Annotated in this window: 20 protein-coding genes; all 20 read left to right on the top strand. The window is 39.5% G+C overall.

The annotated features are described in order from the left end of the window. The first annotated feature begins 96 nt into the window (after window positions 1–96). The 20 genes from ACLTU0_RS06610 (at window position 97) to ACLTU0_RS06515 (ending at window position 16,129) form a co-directional block, all read left to right on the top strand. A complete protein-coding gene (locus tag ACLTU0_RS06610) occupies window positions 97–372 on the top strand; it encodes an HU family DNA-binding protein (protein ID WP_022230727.1) in 276 nt (91 codons plus the stop codon). Between the two features lie 119 nt (window positions 373–491). Further along, window positions 492–734, top strand: a complete 243-nt coding sequence (locus ACLTU0_RS06605; RefSeq protein ID WP_412321722.1) for an RNA-binding S4 domain-containing protein — start codon at window positions 492–494, stop codon at window positions 732–734. A gap of 67 nt (window positions 735–801) precedes the next feature. After that, complete coding sequence (gene yabP / locus ACLTU0_RS06600) at window positions 802–1,101, top strand: sporulation protein YabP (RefSeq protein ID WP_308456242.1); 300 nt, start codon at window positions 802–804, stop codon at window positions 1,099–1,101. After that, window positions 1,098–1,532, top strand: a complete 435-nt coding sequence (gene yabQ, locus ACLTU0_RS06595) for a spore cortex biosynthesis protein YabQ (RefSeq protein ID WP_412321721.1) — start codon at window positions 1,098–1,100, stop codon at window positions 1,530–1,532. The genes yabP and yabQ overlap by 4 nt, the downstream gene beginning before the upstream one ends. Continuing rightward, the gene (locus ACLTU0_RS06590) at window positions 1,522–1,842 is read left to right on the top strand and encodes a septum formation initiator family protein (RefSeq protein ID WP_308456244.1); all 321 of its coding nucleotides are present in this window, start codon (window positions 1,522–1,524) and stop codon (window positions 1,840–1,842) included. The genes yabQ and ACLTU0_RS06590 overlap by 11 nt, the downstream gene beginning before the upstream one ends. Window positions 1,843–1,865: 23 nt before the next feature. Further along, window positions 1,866–2,312 carry a S1 RNA-binding domain-containing protein gene (locus tag ACLTU0_RS06585; protein ID WP_117966890.1) on the top strand — a complete coding sequence of 149 codons (447 nt, stop codon included), beginning with the start codon at window positions 1,866–1,868 and terminating at the stop codon, window positions 2,310–2,312. Window positions 2,313–2,379: 67 nt separating this feature from the next. Beyond that, window positions 2,380–4,458 (top strand): DUF6273 domain-containing protein, encoded by a 2,079-nt coding sequence (locus tag ACLTU0_RS06580; protein ID WP_412321719.1) that lies wholly within the window; start codon window positions 2,380–2,382, stop codon window positions 4,456–4,458. Between the two features lie 17 nt (window positions 4,459–4,475). Next, window positions 4,476–5,921 carry a nicotinate phosphoribosyltransferase gene (locus tag ACLTU0_RS06575; protein WP_147513670.1) on the top strand — a complete coding sequence of 482 codons (1,446 nt, stop codon included), beginning with the start codon at window positions 4,476–4,478 and terminating at the stop codon, window positions 5,919–5,921. 17 nt (window positions 5,922–5,938) lie between these two features. Continuing rightward, complete coding sequence (locus ACLTU0_RS06570) at window positions 5,939–6,958, top strand: L-threonylcarbamoyladenylate synthase (RefSeq protein ID WP_412274105.1); 1,020 nt, start codon at window positions 5,939–5,941, stop codon at window positions 6,956–6,958. A 380-nt stretch (window positions 6,959–7,338) separates the two neighbouring features. Further along, window positions 7,339–7,788: a low molecular weight protein arginine phosphatase gene (locus ACLTU0_RS06565; protein WP_022230736.1), complete on the top strand. Its 450-nt coding sequence runs from the start codon at window positions 7,339–7,341 to the stop codon at window positions 7,786–7,788. Window position 7,789: 1 nt separating this feature from the next. Then, on the top strand, window positions 7,790–8,248 hold the full coding sequence (gene rimI / locus ACLTU0_RS06560) for a ribosomal protein S18-alanine N-acetyltransferase (RefSeq protein WP_412321718.1): 459 nt from the start codon (window positions 7,790–7,792) through the stop codon (window positions 8,246–8,248). Further along, complete coding sequence (gene tsaD, locus ACLTU0_RS06555) at window positions 8,238–9,254, top strand: tRNA (adenosine(37)-N6)-threonylcarbamoyltransferase complex transferase subunit TsaD (RefSeq protein WP_117967935.1); 1,017 nt, start codon at window positions 8,238–8,240, stop codon at window positions 9,252–9,254. The genes rimI and tsaD overlap by 11 nt, the downstream gene beginning before the upstream one ends. 40 nt (window positions 9,255–9,294) lie before the next feature. Further along, window positions 9,295–10,374, top strand: coding sequence for a 3-dehydroquinate synthase (aroB, locus tag ACLTU0_RS06550; RefSeq protein ID WP_412321717.1), 1,080 nt, complete (start codon window positions 9,295–9,297; stop codon window positions 10,372–10,374). Window positions 10,375–10,385: 11 nt separating this feature from the next. Then, window positions 10,386–10,853: a signal peptidase II gene (lspA, locus tag ACLTU0_RS06545; protein WP_412321715.1), complete on the top strand. Its 468-nt coding sequence runs from the start codon at window positions 10,386–10,388 to the stop codon at window positions 10,851–10,853. After that, on the top strand, window positions 10,834–11,745 hold the full coding sequence (locus ACLTU0_RS06540; RefSeq protein ID WP_412321713.1) for an RluA family pseudouridine synthase: 912 nt from the start codon (window positions 10,834–10,836) through the stop codon (window positions 11,743–11,745). The genes lspA and ACLTU0_RS06540 overlap by 20 nt, the downstream gene beginning before the upstream one ends. A 76-nt stretch (window positions 11,746–11,821) precedes the next feature. After that, on the top strand, window positions 11,822–12,883 hold the full coding sequence (locus tag ACLTU0_RS06535) for a D-alanine--D-alanine ligase family protein (protein WP_412321723.1): 1,062 nt from the start codon (window positions 11,822–11,824) through the stop codon (window positions 12,881–12,883). Further along, window positions 12,883–13,695, top strand: a complete 813-nt coding sequence (murI, locus tag ACLTU0_RS06530; protein WP_022230743.1) for a glutamate racemase — start codon at window positions 12,883–12,885, stop codon at window positions 13,693–13,695. The genes ACLTU0_RS06535 and murI overlap by 1 nt, the downstream gene beginning before the upstream one ends. After that, window positions 13,676–14,101 carry a DUF1934 domain-containing protein gene (locus tag ACLTU0_RS06525; RefSeq protein WP_022230744.1) on the top strand — a complete coding sequence of 142 codons (426 nt, stop codon included), beginning with the start codon at window positions 13,676–13,678 and terminating at the stop codon, window positions 14,099–14,101. The genes murI and ACLTU0_RS06525 overlap by 20 nt, the downstream gene beginning before the upstream one ends. 5 nt (window positions 14,102–14,106) lie before the next feature. Further along, the gene (locus ACLTU0_RS06520) at window positions 14,107–15,564 is read left to right on the top strand and encodes a S41 family peptidase (RefSeq protein WP_412321711.1); all 1,458 of its coding nucleotides are present in this window, start codon (window positions 14,107–14,109) and stop codon (window positions 15,562–15,564) included. Between the two features lie 139 nt (window positions 15,565–15,703). After that, window positions 15,704–16,129, top strand: coding sequence for a hypothetical protein (locus ACLTU0_RS06515; RefSeq protein WP_412321710.1), 426 nt, complete (start codon window positions 15,704–15,706; stop codon window positions 16,127–16,129). Window positions 16,130–16,148: the final 19 nt, after the last annotated feature.

The following is a 16,148-nucleotide window of genomic DNA, read 5'->3' as shown; positions in this document are numbered from 1 at the left end:
GAAAAAATGTAATAGAATTAGTTAATGAACAGCCGATTAACAAAATTATGAAAAAACGGCTGAATGAAACTTTTGAAAATTTTAGGAGGAAAAATCATGAACAAAACAGAACTTGTAGCAGCAGTAGCTCAAAAGGCTGAACTATCAAAGAAGGACGCTGAAAAGGCAGTTGCAGCTGTAACAGCAGCTATTACAGACGCTCTATGTGCAGGTGATAAAGTACAACTTGTTGGTTTTGGTACATTTGAAGTAAGAAACAGAGAAGCAAGAACAGGTAAGAACCCTCGTACAGGCGAAGCTATTCAAATCGCTGCATCAAAGGTTCCTGCATTCAAGGCAGGTAAGGCTCTTAAGGACGTTGTAAACAACTAATTTAGGCGGTTTTATGATTTTATTACAGGGGTGTCGCATATGCGGTACTCCTGTTTTGTTTTTTAGACAGTCGACAGTCTAAAAAATAATTTTTAAGTTTCATTTAAGGAGATTATATTATGAGAATAGATAAATATTTAAAAGTTGCAAGACTTATAAAAAGACGTTCGGTTGCAAACGAGGCTTGCGACCAAGGCAGAATAACGGTAAACGGCAGAGTTGTAAAGGCGTCGTATGATGTTAAAGAAAACGATATTATAGAAATCAAGATGGGCGAGAGAATTATAAAAGTACAGGTTATGGCGATAGCCGAACACGTTTTGAAAAATGACGCGTCATCACTTTACAAGCCGTTGTCATAAATTTAAAACGAGGGACATATATTTAGTCAGAAACTAAAATCAGATTAAATATATGGAGGCGGTTTAAATGGCTCAAATGTCTAAAATCGAAAAAAGTATTTCTGAAAGCTTTGCGGAAAAGGAACACTCAATATCGCTTGTGAACAGGTCTAAAATGTCGCTTTCCGGAGTGAATGACGTATCTGAATTTTCGGACAGTCAGGTTATGCTGAAAACAAGTATGGGCGGACTTTGTATAAAAGGTAAAAATCTAAGTATAAATCAGCTTAATACCGATACGGGAATGCTTGACGTTAAAGGCGAGATACATTCGATACAGTATGTAAACAAAGGCAAGGACGGATTTTTTGCGGGTCTGTTCAAATGATAAGCCGAGAAGTATATGTATTTCTTGCGATGATTATATGCGGCGGTGCGTTGGCGGTTGTATTTGATATGCTCAGGGCAATGCGAATGGTTTTAAATCCGTCTGCGGTAATAGTTTCTGCAAGCGATATATTGTTTTGGATATTTGCGGCATATGTCATAAGTGCGGCGGCGTGGAATTTCAACAGCGGAATATTTAGGTTTTACGAACCGCTTGGGATAATTTTGGGCGCTGTTTTCTACTTTTTGCTGTTTAGTAAATGGATTTTAAAGCTTTTTTTGTTTATATTTGAAAATATTTTGAAATTTGCTAAGTTTATTTTCAAAATACTCTTGACACCGCCGAAGTTTTTGTATAAAATTTTAATAGTGCCTATAATTGGAGTTATAAAAAATAAACGACGGAAAGGTCATGATACCCATGATGAATGAATACAAAAACTTAATAATAAATTTTGTAAAGGAACATCAAAAGGGACTAAAAATAGCATTACTTGTATTTTTGGTAGGCGGAATGATATTTAAAGGTCTTATGCAAATTCCACAGATAAATGCAAGTAAAGCGGAAGTTGCAAAGCTGACAAACCAAATCGAATACGAACAGGAACGTCAGAAGGAAATTGAAGAATTAAAAGGCAAAGTTAATACCGATGAGTACATAGAAAAAATGGCGAGCGAAAAACTTGGTTTAATCAAGAGCAACGCTAAGGTTTTTGTGGACGTATCGGGTGAACAACAATAAACAGAGAGGAAAAACAAAATAATATGGTTTCAGTAGGTAGTATATTAGAGGGCAAGGTTGTAAGTGTAATGCCGTTCGGTGCATTCGTGGATATCGGAAATAAACAGTCCGGTCTTGTTCACATATCCGAACTTTCTTCAAGATATGTTAAGGATATAAATGACTGCGTAAAGAAAGGCGATAATGTAAAAGTAAAGGTCATCAAAATTGATGAGTCGGGAAAAATCAGTCTTTCAATGAAACAGGCAGAAGAAAAAAAGGAAAGAGCTCCAAGACACAGACAAGAGAACAAAGGTCCTATACGTCCTGCTGATATAGATTGGAGTGCGTCATCATCGGACAGTTTGTCGTTTGAAGATAAACTTTCAAAGTTCAAACAGGACAGTGATGAAAAAATGCAGACATTAAGACGTAATAACGATTCAAAGCGTTCAGGCGGCTACAGCAGAAAGAACACTCATTCATTTTAATAGAATTTTGTAGGCGGAAAGGGTATTTTCCGCCTATTTTGCTATAAAAGCAAATAAGGAGATTCAGATGGAATTATTGAAAAACAACAAGAGAATATTTCCGCTTATTGGTGCGATTATAGTTTTTATACTTTCTTTTTCTGTACTTTATATGGGTGATAATATCGGACTTTCCGATAACGGTGATTTCAGAAGAGTACTGCTTGTAAATAATATGGAATATGAAAACGACAGCAATTATTATTATCTGTTCAAACAGGATTATAAGATGAAAGTCGAGGGTGCGGGATTTTGGGACAAGATAACGTATCTTTGTGAGTCTAACAGCGAAGAAGATATATATTCATCACCGCAGTTTATAATCATAAAAGCGTCTAAGGTTATGAACTTTGTCGCAAACAAAATAACTTCGCGTGATGAAACAACATACAATATTGCGTATTTGGCATTTATATACATACTTATGCTGTCAACGGCGGCATGGGGAATATTTACGTTTTTTGCGGATGAGCCGAGAAAAATGCAGATAGCTGTATTTCTGATATTTGTATTTATATTTTGTGACGCGGGGTATTTGCTGTACTTCAATTCGCTGTACGGAGAACCGCTGCAATATGTGTCGCTTATGATACTTATTGCATTGGGGCTTTTGATATACAAACGACCGACTATACCGAAAATAGCTTGCTTTTTTGTGGCACTGTACTTTTTCGCAGGTTCAAAACTTGCGAATGTGCCGTATTCGGTTATAGTTTCGGTGCTTGCACTTTCTTTTGCGTATTTGCGTAAGGGCAAGTTTTACAGAATAGGCGTGCTTATATGCGTTATTTTGGCGGCGGTTTGTATAACGAATTTGTATATGAGTATTCCGTCATGGATGCACTATGATACAACGTATCAGTCGGTATTTTTCGGTGCGGTCAAGGAAAGTGAAACGCCCGAAAAGGATTTAAAACAGCTCGGTATTGACGAAAAGTATTTACCGCTTGTTAATACTCATGCTTATATGGATGACGGTGAATATCCGATTGATATAACAACAGACGAATTTCAGCACGATTTTTACGACAGAATATCAAAAGCGAATGTTGTGTTTTTCTATTTAAGACACCCTGTAAGGTTCGTAAAGAAAATCGCTTTTTCGATAGAAAACGCGTCATGCTTAAGACCGCTTAATTCGGGTAATTCAGAAACGGTGCTAATGCAGTATTCAAACCGTTTCAGTTTGTGGAGCAATCTGCGAGTGGCGACAAAGTTTTTGTATAATCCGTATATCGTGTTTGCAATGGCGATTATAATGACATTGTATGTTATATTTGTACACATATATCTTGTTAAAAATCATAAAGAAACCGATGAAAAAAGGTTGTATATGATTATGGCAATGTATGTGCTTATAGTCGGATTGTGGATTAATATGTGTCTTCCGATTGTCGGAAACGGTGAGGCGGATATTATGAAACATATGTTCCTTTTTGCAAATTGTATGGACGTGCTTTTTGCGGTAATTATTTTAGGAATAGTAAATATGCAGCTGCGTAACAGGATTGCATCAATAGCGGCACTTGTCGTTGCGGTAGGCGTATTGCAGATTGAGCCGCCTAAGGAAACTATTGAATTCGGAACATATAACGGTCAGCCGCTTAAGTGGGAAGTAATGCAGGAATATGATGACGGCAGTAAGGTTATTGTTACCAAGGATTGCGTTACCGAAAGAATTTTTGATGACGAAAATAATATGTGGGAAACAAGCGATTTAAGACAATGGCTTAATTCCGACTTTATAAGTGAGTTCACAATGGACGAACTTGCAAGAATTGAGCCGAAGGAAAACGAAGTTATGCTTACTTATAACGACAGAGGACTTGCGGTGAGCGGTGATCATACTCATTATTGGAGTGCTACAAGAAGTGAGGTTGCAGACCTTTCGGAAAGTGCGTATAAGTATTACGTTGATGATATGGTTTATATTCCGACACTTGATATGATGAAAACGATAGATGTACGCGGTTCGTATTGGATTTTATGCCCATACGGCTATAATGACAAAATGCAGAGATATATGAAGAATGACGGGTTTATTCTTCATACAAACGTAGATAATATAGATGGAGTGCGTGCGGCAGTAAGAATAAAAGCGGAGTAAATACAGAGGTAACATATATGAAAAATGAAATGAATTTGACAATGCTCACGGATTTTTATGAGTTTACAATGATGAATGGCTTTTTTGCCGAGGGATATAAGGATAAAATTGCATATTTTGATATGTTTTTCAGACGAGTTCCCGAAGACGGCGGTTTTGCCATAATGGCGGGCGTTGAACAGATTATTGAATATATAAAAGAGATTAATTTTACAGCGGAAGATATTGAATATCTTCGGAGTAAAGGGATTTTTAAAGAGGAATTTCTTAAATATTTGGAGAATTTTAAGTTTGAATGTGACGTATGGGCAGTGCCTGACGGTACACCGATATTTCCGGGCGAGCCGATTATTACGGTAAGAGGTCCTGTAATACAGGCGCAGTTTGTCGAAACGATGATTTTGCTTACGATAAACCACCAGAGCCTTATTGCGACTAAGGCAAACAGAATTGTAAGAGCTGCACAGGGCAGAGCGGTTATGGAGTTCGGCTCAAGACGCGCTCAGGGTTACAGTGCCGCAACTATCGGTGCAAGAGCCGCGTATATAGGCGGTGTTGCAGGTACGGCTTGTACTATTTCCGATGAACTTTACGGAGTGCCGGCACTCGGAACAATGGCACATAGTTGGGTACAGCTTTTTGACAGTGAATATGAGGCGTTTTATGCGTATGCGAAGAATTATCCGACAGGCTGTACTTTGCTTGTTGATACTTATAATGTGCTGAAATCGGGTATACCGAACGCAATTAAGGTTTTTGATGAAGTATTAAAACCCATGGGAGCAAGACCTAAGGGTGTAAGAATTGATTCGGGCGATATAACGTATTTGTCTAAAAAGTGCCGTAAAATGCTTGACGATGCAGGTTATCCGGATTGTCAGATAGTTGCGTCAAATTCACTTGACGAGTATATAATTCGTGATATGCTTTTGCAGGGGGCTAAGATTGATATGTTCGGTGTGGGTGAAAGACTTATAACGTCTAAGTCAGAGCCTGTATTCGGCGGTGTGTATAAACTTGTGGCGGTTGAAGATAATGACGGAAATATTATTCCGAAGATCAAGATTAGTGAAAATGTTGCAAAGATTACAACACCGGGATTTAAACAGGTGCATAGATTATATTCAAAGAGCGACAGCCGTGCGATTGCGGACGTTATTACAATGCACGGTGAAACTATCGATAACAACAAACCGTACACAATATTTGATCCCGAACATACGTGGAAGAAGAAAACTGTTACGGACTTTTATTCACGAGAATTGTTAAAACCGATATTTGAAAAGGGTAAGTGCGTGTATGAATGTCCCGACCTTAATGTACTTCGCGAATATTGTAAAATGGAGATTGACGGACTTTGGGACGAGGTTAAGAGATTTGAAAATCCTCATACTTATTACGTTGATTTGTCGGAGAAATTGTGGAATTTAAAGCATACAATGCTTGAAGAATATCAAGATTGACAGAGGTTAAGAAAATAATGGATACGAAATTATTTCATACAGATGATAACGAAATTGCCGAGGCAGGCGAAATATTGAGAAACGGCGGACTGGTCGCATTTCCGACTGAAACAGTTTACGGTTTGGGTGCGTCAGCTTTTGATTCGGACGCGGCTAAGAAAATTTATGACGCAAAGGGCAGACCGTCCGATAATCCGCTTATAGTGCATATATGCGATAAAGGGCAGATAAAGGATATTGCGGAGGAAATACCGGAAAGTGCAAAGAAAGTTATAGATAATTTTATGCCGGGACCCGTGACAATTATTTTAAAGAAAAAATCGGTTGTACCCAATGATGTTACGGCAGGACTTGATACTGTTGCAATACGTTTTCCGTTACATGAAACGGCTCAGAAACTTATAAAAGCGGCAGGTGTTCCGATTGCCGCACCGAGTGCAAATCTTTCGGGAAAACCGAGTCCGACAAAGGCAAAGCACGTTGTAAAGGATATGACGGGAAGAATTGACGCTATAATTGACGGCGGTGAATGTAATGTGGGTGTGGAGTCGACAATCGTTGATTTTACAGGTGAAAAGCCGGTTATATTAAGACCGGGCGGCGTGACGTATGACGATTTGAAAGGCATAGGTCTTGACGTTGAAATAGATAAAAATATATTACATTCCATTGCGGCAGATGAAGTGCCGAAATGTCCGGGTATGAAGTATAAACATTATGCGCCTAATGCGGAAGTAACCGTTGTTGAGGGTGAAAAAGACGCAGTGCAGAGTAAGATAAAGGAACTTCTTGAACAGACCGAGGGGAAAGTAACGGGAGTGCTTACAATGTACGGTGCAGTGTATGATAAAGCAGTGATGCTTTCGGCAGGAAGTACAAATAAAGAGTATGCAAAAAACTTGTTTGCGGCATTGCGTGAATTTGATGAACTTGGCGTTGAAGTGGTATTTGCCGAATTTTCCGAAAAAGACGGCTACGGACTTGCAGTGAAAAACAGATTGTATAAAGCGGCGGCGCAGAGAGTAATCCACGTCTAAAACCGAAAAATCGCCCGCAAGAACCACCCCACAGTCGATGTTGTCGACAGCTCCCCTCAATGGGAGCCTTACGAAAGTCAGCGAATACCCAAAATCCTCTCCTTGAAGAGAGGTGTCACGAAGTGACGGAGTGGTGGCATGGCGGTACAATTAGTAGTGGCAATCATCGGTTGCCCGCAAGAGCCACCCCACAGTCGACGTTGTCGACAGCTCCCCTCAATGGGAGCTTTATGAAAGTCAGCGAATACCCAAAATCCTCTCCTTGAAGAGAGGTGTCACGAAGTGACGGAGTGGTGGCAAAGCGAGATGCGTAGGGGCGATCATCGGTCGCCCGAACAAGTGTGGTGGCATACCAAAATACGAAAGGAGATACGAAATTTATGAATATATTATTTGTATGTACAGGCAACACGTGCCGAAGTGCGATGGCGGCAGCGATAATGGACAAAATCGCTGTTGAAAACGACCTTGATGTATTTATCGAATCAGCCGGAATATTTGCCGAGGACGGTCAAGGTGCAAGTGAAAATGCGATTAAAGCACTTATGAAATACGGCATAGACTTATCAGGCCACAGAACACAGCCTGTAACGGAGGACCTTATAAAGCAATGTGATTTAATCCTAACAATGACAGAGGGACACAAGCAAATACTTGAGCCTTTGGCAAAAGGCAAGGTATACACATTACTTGAATATGCAGGTTCAAGCGGTGACATATCCGATCCTTACGGCGGTGACCTTGAAGAATATGAAGAAGTTGCACAAGAGATTTATGACGCGCTTGTAGACGTTGCGGAAAAAATCGCAGATATGCAAAGTAAAAAGTGATATGAAAAATATTACGATAACACGAATGACAGACGATGACGTTGCGGAAATTGCGGAGCTTGAAAAAAAGTGCTTTGCAGTTCCGTGGTCGGAAAAATCTTTTCACGACGAAATGCAAAACAAACTTGCGGTGTATTTTGTCGCAAAGGATAACGGTAAGTGTATCGGCTATGCAGGTTTTTGGAACGTGTCGGGTGAGGGTGATATAACAAATGTCGCGGTACTTCCCGAATACAGAAAAAACGAAATAGGCAGTATGCTTATCAGTGAAATGATAAAAACAGCCGTTACATTAAAGCTGGAGCTTTTAACTCTTGAAGTCCGTAAAAGTAACATAGCGGCACAAGGGCTTTACAAAAAATACGGTTTTGATATAATAGGTGAGAGAAAAAGATATTACAGTGATAACGGTGAGGACGCTTGGATAATGACGAAAAGCTTTGAACCGTGTGAGGAGTGATAACGTGCTTATACTTGGAATTGAAAGTTCATGTGACGAAACTGCGGCCGCTGTCGTAAAAGACGGCAGAGAGGTTTTGTCTAACGTAATAAATACGCAGATAGCATTGCATAAAAAATTCGGCGGTGTTGTACCGGAGGTTGCGTCAAGACGACACATTGAAACGATTGACGCGGTTATAGACGAGGCATTGGAGGAGGCAAACGTAACATTTGACGATATTGACGCGATTGCGGTTACATACGGTCCGGGTCTTGTCGGTGCGTTGCTTGTCGGAGTATCAACGGCAAAAGCACTTGCGTTTGCACTTAACAAACCGCTTGTGCCGGTACATCACATAAAGGGACACATAATGGCTAATTTTGTGGCACACAAAGATTTAGAACCGCCGTTTGTATGTCTTGTTGCGTCAGGCGGACACAGTCATATTGTGAGCGTTGAGGATTACACGCATCTTGAAATAATGGGCAGAACACGTGACGATGCGGCAGGTGAGGCGTTTGACAAAATAGCTCGTGTGCTTGGTTTGGGTTATCCGGGCGGCCCGCTTATTGATAAACTTGCCAAAGAGGGTAATCCGAAAGCGGTTGATTTCCCACGCGTGAGAATGGATAAAAATTCGCTTGATTTCTCATTCAGCGGTGTTAAAACAGCGGTCATAAATTATCTTCACAAACTTGAACAAAACGGTGAAGAATATAATAAAGCCGACATTGCCGCAAGCTTTCAGGATGCGGTTACGGACGTTTTGTGTGAACACACGATAGAGGCGGCAGAACAGAAAAACAGCAAGATTATCGCACTTGCAGGCGGTGTTGCGTCAAACAGTGCGTTGCGTGAAAAAATGACAAAACTTGCAGGCGAAAAGGGCATAAAAGTTGTATATCCGGAGCCTATACTTTGTACGGATAATGCAGTAATGATAGCCTGTGCGGGATATTACGGTTATCTTGAAAAGAATTTTGCGGATATGACGCTTAATGCGATACCGTCACTTTCATTATAAGGGGACACTAAAAACAGGGACACTAAAAGGAATATTGAATATGGAAAAATTATTTGTTGATTTAGGAAAAAAATCATACGATATACTTTTTTCGGATAGCTTTAACGGCTTTGCAAAAGCAATGTCGGATATAAATGCACCGAAAAAATTACTTGTTGTAACAGACAGTAACGTAGAAAAACTATATGCCGACGAAGTCAATGATTTACTTATAAAAAACGGCTATGATTCAAAAATATACGCATTTACGGCAGGTGAAGAAAACAAGGGTATGGATACAATACTCGGCATATGCGGTGCGTGTATCGAACACGAAATGGACAGAAAAAGTATGATTGTTGCACTTGGCGGCGGCGTGGTAGGAGATATGGCAGGATTTGCCGCGGCAATATTTATGCGCGGTATTGATTTTGTGCAAGTGCCTACAACACTACTTTCACAGTCGGACAGCTCTGTCGGCGGAAAAACAGGTATTGACTTTATGGAAAGCAAGAATATTTTAGGTGCTTTTCATCAGCCGAAACTTGTGTACATAAATGTGGCAACTTTGAAATCACTTCCGAACGAACAATTTGTTTCGGGTATGGGAGAGGTTATCAAGCACGGAATTATAAGAGACAGCGAGTTCTTTGATTATATCGAGAAAAACAGCGACAAGATAAAAACACTTGACAATGAAACGCTTATAAAGATGGATAAGATAAATTGTTCGATTAAGGCTGACGTTGTTGAGCAGGACGAAAAAGAAAACGGACTTCGTGCAATTCTCAATTTCGGCCATACAATCGGTCACGCGGTCGAATCGGCATACGATTTTAAGATGACGCACGGTGAGTGTGTCGGAATCGGTATGGTCGGTGCATCGTATATTGCGTATAAGCGAAATATGATTGATGAAAGTACATTAAATCGTATTGAGAACGTACTTGATATGTACGGTTTTAAAATTCGCGTTGATTTGCCTGAAAAAGAGGTTGTTTACGGCTATATGCAGAAGGACAAAAAGAAAATTGCAGGTAAATTAAAATTTGTTTTGCCGAAAAAAGTCGGCGAGGTTATGCAGACGACTGATGTTTCAAAGGCCGAAATATTCGCTGCATTCGATTATATTACAAAATAAGGAGATTATATATGCTTTGGCTTATTATTGCGGTGCTTATAATTATAGCCGATCAAGCGGTAAAATACTTGGTTGTTTCGGGTATGAATGTAGGCGATACCGCATTTTCGATACTGAATTTATTTGATATAACATATATTCAAAATAAGGGCGCGGCATTTTCATTACTTTCGGGAAAACTCTCGCTTTTGAGTATTATTTCGGTTGCATTTTGTATCTGTGCGGTAATATACTGGATAAAGAAAAAGCCGACACATCCGCTTTTGTGTACATCGATTACAATGATGTTTGCGGGCGCATTCGGCAATGCAATAGACAGAATTTTCAGAGGTTTTGTTATTGACTATATACAGACGTCATTTATAAACTTTCCGGTATTCAATATTGCCGATATAGGTATAACTGTCGGTGCGATATTGCTTGTGGCTTATTTTATTTGGTTTGATAAAGAGGATAAAAATGCAGACGTTAAAAATTAATGCGGCAGAGGAAAACAAAGGCGAAAGACTTGATAAATTCATTGCGGACAATTCGGATATTTCGAGAAGTTATGCGGCAAAATTATGCGAGGACGGTCTTGTGCTTTGCGGAGAAAAACAGCTTTTAAAGAAATATAAGATTTTGGGTACGGAGGAAATAACGATAAATGTACCCGAACCCGAAGAACTTTCTATTGAGCCTGAAAATATACCGCTTAATATCGTATATGAGGACAGTGATGTTATCGTTGTGAACAAACCGCAGGGACTTTGCGTTCACCCTGCACCGGGTAACGAGAGCGGTACGCTTGTAAACGGTCTTGTCTACCATTGCGGTGACGAACTTTCTGCAATTAACGGTGTAATCCGTCCCGGGATTGTGCATCGAATTGATAAGGACACGTCGGGACTTCTGATAGTCGCAAAAAATAACGAGGCACATTTGAAGTTGTCGGAACAGCTTAAAGAACGCAAAGCGATGCGTAAATATGTTGCACTTGTAAACGGCAATATAAAAGAGGACAGCGGCACAATAAATAAGCCTATCGGCAGAAATCCGTCTGACAGAAAGAAAATGGCTGTTGTATTCGGCGGACGTGAGGCGGTTACGCATTTTAACGTACTTGAACGGTTTGGACAATATACACTTGTCGAATGTATCCTTGAAACAGGCAGAACACATCAGATAAGAGTGCATATGGCGTCAATCGGTCACAGCATAGTAGGCGACACGCTTTACGGAATTAAAAAAGAAAAGTTCAATTTAAACGGTCAATTGCTTCACGCAAAAACGATTGGTTTTGTACACCCGCGGACAGGCAAAATGATGGAATTTACAAGTGATATACCGGAGTATTTTGAAAATTTACTCGAAAAGTTGAGAAAAAGATAAACTTTTAATAAATACACTTGCAATTTAGTGACGAAAAAGGTATTATAATATTATATAAAGTTTTAGGAGTGATTACATAATGTTAGAATTGTGTGTTATTTTCGGCGGACAGTCACCGGAACACGAAATTTCAAGAAAATCGGTTACATCGGTTTTAAATAACCTTAATAAAGATAAATACAATATTTCAACAGTAGGAATTACAAAAAACGGTGCATGGTATCTGTACACAGGCGACTATGCAAAGATTGAAAGCGGAGAATGGGAACAGGATACGGAAAACAAGAAGAAGGCAATTCTTTCTCCTGATGCAGAGGATAAGGCTATACTTGTTTTTGACGGCGATAAGGTTACGAAAATTCATCCTGACGTTATTTTCCCTGTACTTCACGGTGAGTTCGGAGAGGACGGAACAATTCAAGGTCTTTTTGAACTTTCGGGAATACCTTATGTCGGTATGGGCGTAATGGCGTCTGCAAACGGTATGGATAAGACTTCATCAAAAATCGTGTTTGCAAGTGCAGATATTCCGCAGGCTGATTGGGTTGTTGTAAATAAAACAGACAACTTTGAAGATAAGATGGATGAAATCGAAAACAAGCTTGGTTATCCTTGCTTTGTTAAGCCTGCAAGAACAGGTTCGTCTGTCGGAGTGGGTAAGGCTCACGACAGAAAAGAATTAAAAGCCGCACTTGAAAATGCCGCACAGTTTGACAGAAAAATACTTGTAGAAGAAAATATCGACGGTCATGAGGTTGAATGTGCCGTACTTGGTAATGAGGACGTAAAAGCCGCAACAGTAGGTGAAATTATGCCGACTGTTGAATTTTATGACTTTGACGCAAAGTACAACGACAACTCAACAGAACTTCAAATTCCTGCCGATCTGCCTAAGGAAACAATCGAGCAAATCAGAGAGTATGCCGTAAGAGCGTTTAAGGCACTTGACGGCAGCGGACTTTCAAGAGTTGACTTTTTTGTTAAGCACAGTGACGGAAGTGTTGTATTAAATGAAATCAACACACTTCCGGGATTTACAAACATAAGTATGTATCCGAAACTATGGGGTGCTGTCGGTATAGAATACAGCGAGCTTTTAGACAAACTTATCGAGCTTGCGGAAAAGAGAGTAAAATAATGGATAACAAATGTATAGGTGTTTTTGATTCAGGGCTTGGAGGACTTACTGCCGTAAAGCAGATAATAAATGAGTTACCGAAAGAGGACATTATATATTTTGGTGATACGGGCAGAGTTCCTTACGGCTCGCGTTCAAAAGAAACGTTGCTTAAATATACAAGAGGCGACATACGTTTTCTTAACACATTTGATGTGAAAATTATAGTTATCGCTTGCGGAACTGCAAGTTCTGCGGCATTGCCTGCGATTAAGGACGAATTTGACGTGCCGATTATCGGCGTAATTGACGCGGCTGTTTATGCGGCGGTAAGAGCGACAAAGAATAAAAAAATCGGCATTATAGGTACGGCGGGAACAATCAAAAGCGGTGAATATGAAAAGCAGATAAAGGCATATGACAGCGAGATGCAGACTTTTGCAAAGGCTTGCCCTATGTTTGTACCGCTTGTTGAAAACGGATATTTCGATACGGAGGTTACGAGAATTATCGTGGCGGAATATCTTGAAGAAATAAGAAATCAAGGTGTTGATACACTTATTTTGGGCTGTACGCATTATCCTTTGATTGAAAAGGTTATAAGAGAATATATGGGTGATGACGTTACACTTATAAATTCGGGCGCGGAGGTTGCAAAGTATTTAAAAAAGAAACTTACAAAAGAAAACCTTTTGCATGACGGCAAGTGTGACGAAAATCAATACAGATATTATGTAAGCGATGATATATCAAGCTTTGAGGAGCTTGGCGGAATTTTCCTTGAAAGAGAAATTAACGGACAGGTGAATAAGATTGACATTGAAAAATACTGATAACGAATATCGTATAACGGTCAGCAACAGACAGACGATTGATTCGGAAACCGACACAATAGAAGAAACGGCTTACGGAAATTACACCGAAAAAAACGGTAAGCAGTATATAACGTACAAAACAGAAAATGATGGAGATAAAATTTCGTCTATGATAAAAATAGACGGCAACGAGATACTTATAAAACGTACGGGAAGTGTAAATTCGTCAATGACATATAAGGTTGATACAAAGAAAGAGTTTTTGTATCATTTGCCTTACGGCACAGTGCCGATGGAGATTGAAACGCAAAGAATAGTATCAAAACTTGATGAAAACGGCGGAACTATCGAGCTTGTTTATACACTTACGGTACAGGGCGAAAAATATTTTAACGATATGAAAATAACGGTAAGTAAGAGGTAGTGCATATGAAGAAGAAATTGACAGCGGCTGTTTTGTCTGTTGTTATGTTGCTTATGTCGGGAAGTGTTTTTGCGGCTGGAACAGAAACAGCGGAAGAATCAAAATACAGCGGTGAATACGGTGCATTTGAACAAATGGCAAAATACGTTGCCGAAAGATATATAGATGATTCACTTACGGAAGAAGAAATAATGAAACAGGGTCTTTCAAAGTTGCTTGAAAATAATGACCCATTGTTGGTGCAGTTGTTGAAGTCAATGCTTGAAAGCCTTGATGATTACAGTGAATTTTACACTCCGGAGGAGTATAAGGCATTTCAGGATAAATTAAATCAGAATTTTTACGGTATCGGTATATCAATGAAAATGTCTGATGACGGTTATGTTGAAATTGTGGGTTTTCTCAATGAGGACAGTAAGGCTGAAAAAGCAGGACTTAAAATCGGCGACAAGATTTGCAAGGTTGACGGCGAGAACGTTACGGGCTGGAGCATATCCGAAGTGCGTAACAAAATAATCGGCGAAGAAAATACAAGCGTCAGAGTTTCCGTGCTGCGTGACGGGGAAGAACTTGAATTTATAACAACGCGTGTTGCGGTACATGAAAATTCCGTTAATTCGGCTGAATTGAAGGGTAATATAGGTTATATTCAAATTACAACCTTTAATTCGACAACTACCGATGAATTTACAGATGCACTTGATTGGATGCGTGAAAAGAATATTAAGAAGATAATTCTTGATTTGAGAAATAACGGCGGCGGTCTTGTATCGTCATCAGTTGAGATTGCACAGCAGATTGTTAAAAAAGGTAAGATAATCGACGTTAAATTCAGAGATACAAAGTATAACGTTACATATGAATCAAAGCTTGATAAGCCTGAATTTGACTTTGCGGTACTTGTAAATGAGCATACTGCGTCTGCGTCTGAAATTCTTGCAAGTGCAATTCAAGATTCCAAGGGCGGTACTCTTATCGGAACAAAGACTTTCGGTAAGGCGGTAATTCAAAATACATATCCGCTTTCAAACGGTTCTGTTTTTAAACTTACAACAGGTCAGTATGTGACAAGAAACGGTAAGGAAATAAACCATATCGGACTTACACCTGATGTTGAAGTTGAAAATACCACAGACAGAATAGATACATCAAAGTATACGCCGTTTGATTATACAACAAAACAATCATACGGTAATTCGTCCGATAATGTAAAAGCTGCAAAGGAAAGACTTTATCTGTTGGATTTCTATAACGGAAATACGGACAGTGATGTATTTGACGATGAATTGAAAACTGCGATAAAGGACTTCCAAAAAGCAAATGATTTGCTTTCATACGGAGTCCTTGACATACCAACTCAAAAGAAAATTGAAAAAGTTTTTTCAAAGATTGAAGTGACAACAGACAATCAGTTTGAAAAAGCATACGAATTGATGGGCGGAAATTTAGAAGATTTGAATTAGACATTACTTAGACAACAGAGCAAAAAGCTCTGTTGTTTGCGTTAAAGACTAAAAATATTCCCATAGACATTTTGGAATAATTAAAATTACTCTGAAAAGAATATAGTTAGAGTATTAAGAAATGTCCGGAGGAATAGATATGAATAGTGTAATAATGATAACACAGTTTTTCTTTACACTTGTTATAGGAATGTATTTTTTCACAAAGCTGAGGAATGAAAAAAGCGACAGTGAAACCCTTGCAAACAATTCAAAAAAAGAGGCTGAACACCTTAATTGTATGCGTCATATACATTTATCTGAACCTGTGACGGAAACGGCAAGACCTAAAAACGTGAATGAAATAATAGGTCAGGACGACGGAATAAGAGCGATAAAAGCGGCACTTTGCGGTCCTGACCCACAGCATATTTTGATATACGGACCGGCGGGTGTCGGCAAAACGGCGGCGGCAAGAGTGGCGTTGGAATGTGCAAAGAAAAGTAACGGCACACCGTTTTCAAAAAATGCGAAGTTTATCGAAACAGACGCAAACATCGGTGTACAAGGGGTACAAACAAGATAAAATAGAAATGAGGGGCGAT

It is taken from the genome of Hominilimicola sp. (assembly GCF_046972485.1).
GTDB classification, from domain to species: Bacteria; Bacillota; Clostridia; order UBA1381; family UBA1381; genus Hominilimicola; species Hominilimicola fabiformis.
Note: the sequence above shows the minus strand (reverse complement) of the source record. Positions and strands in the feature narration are given on the sequence as shown.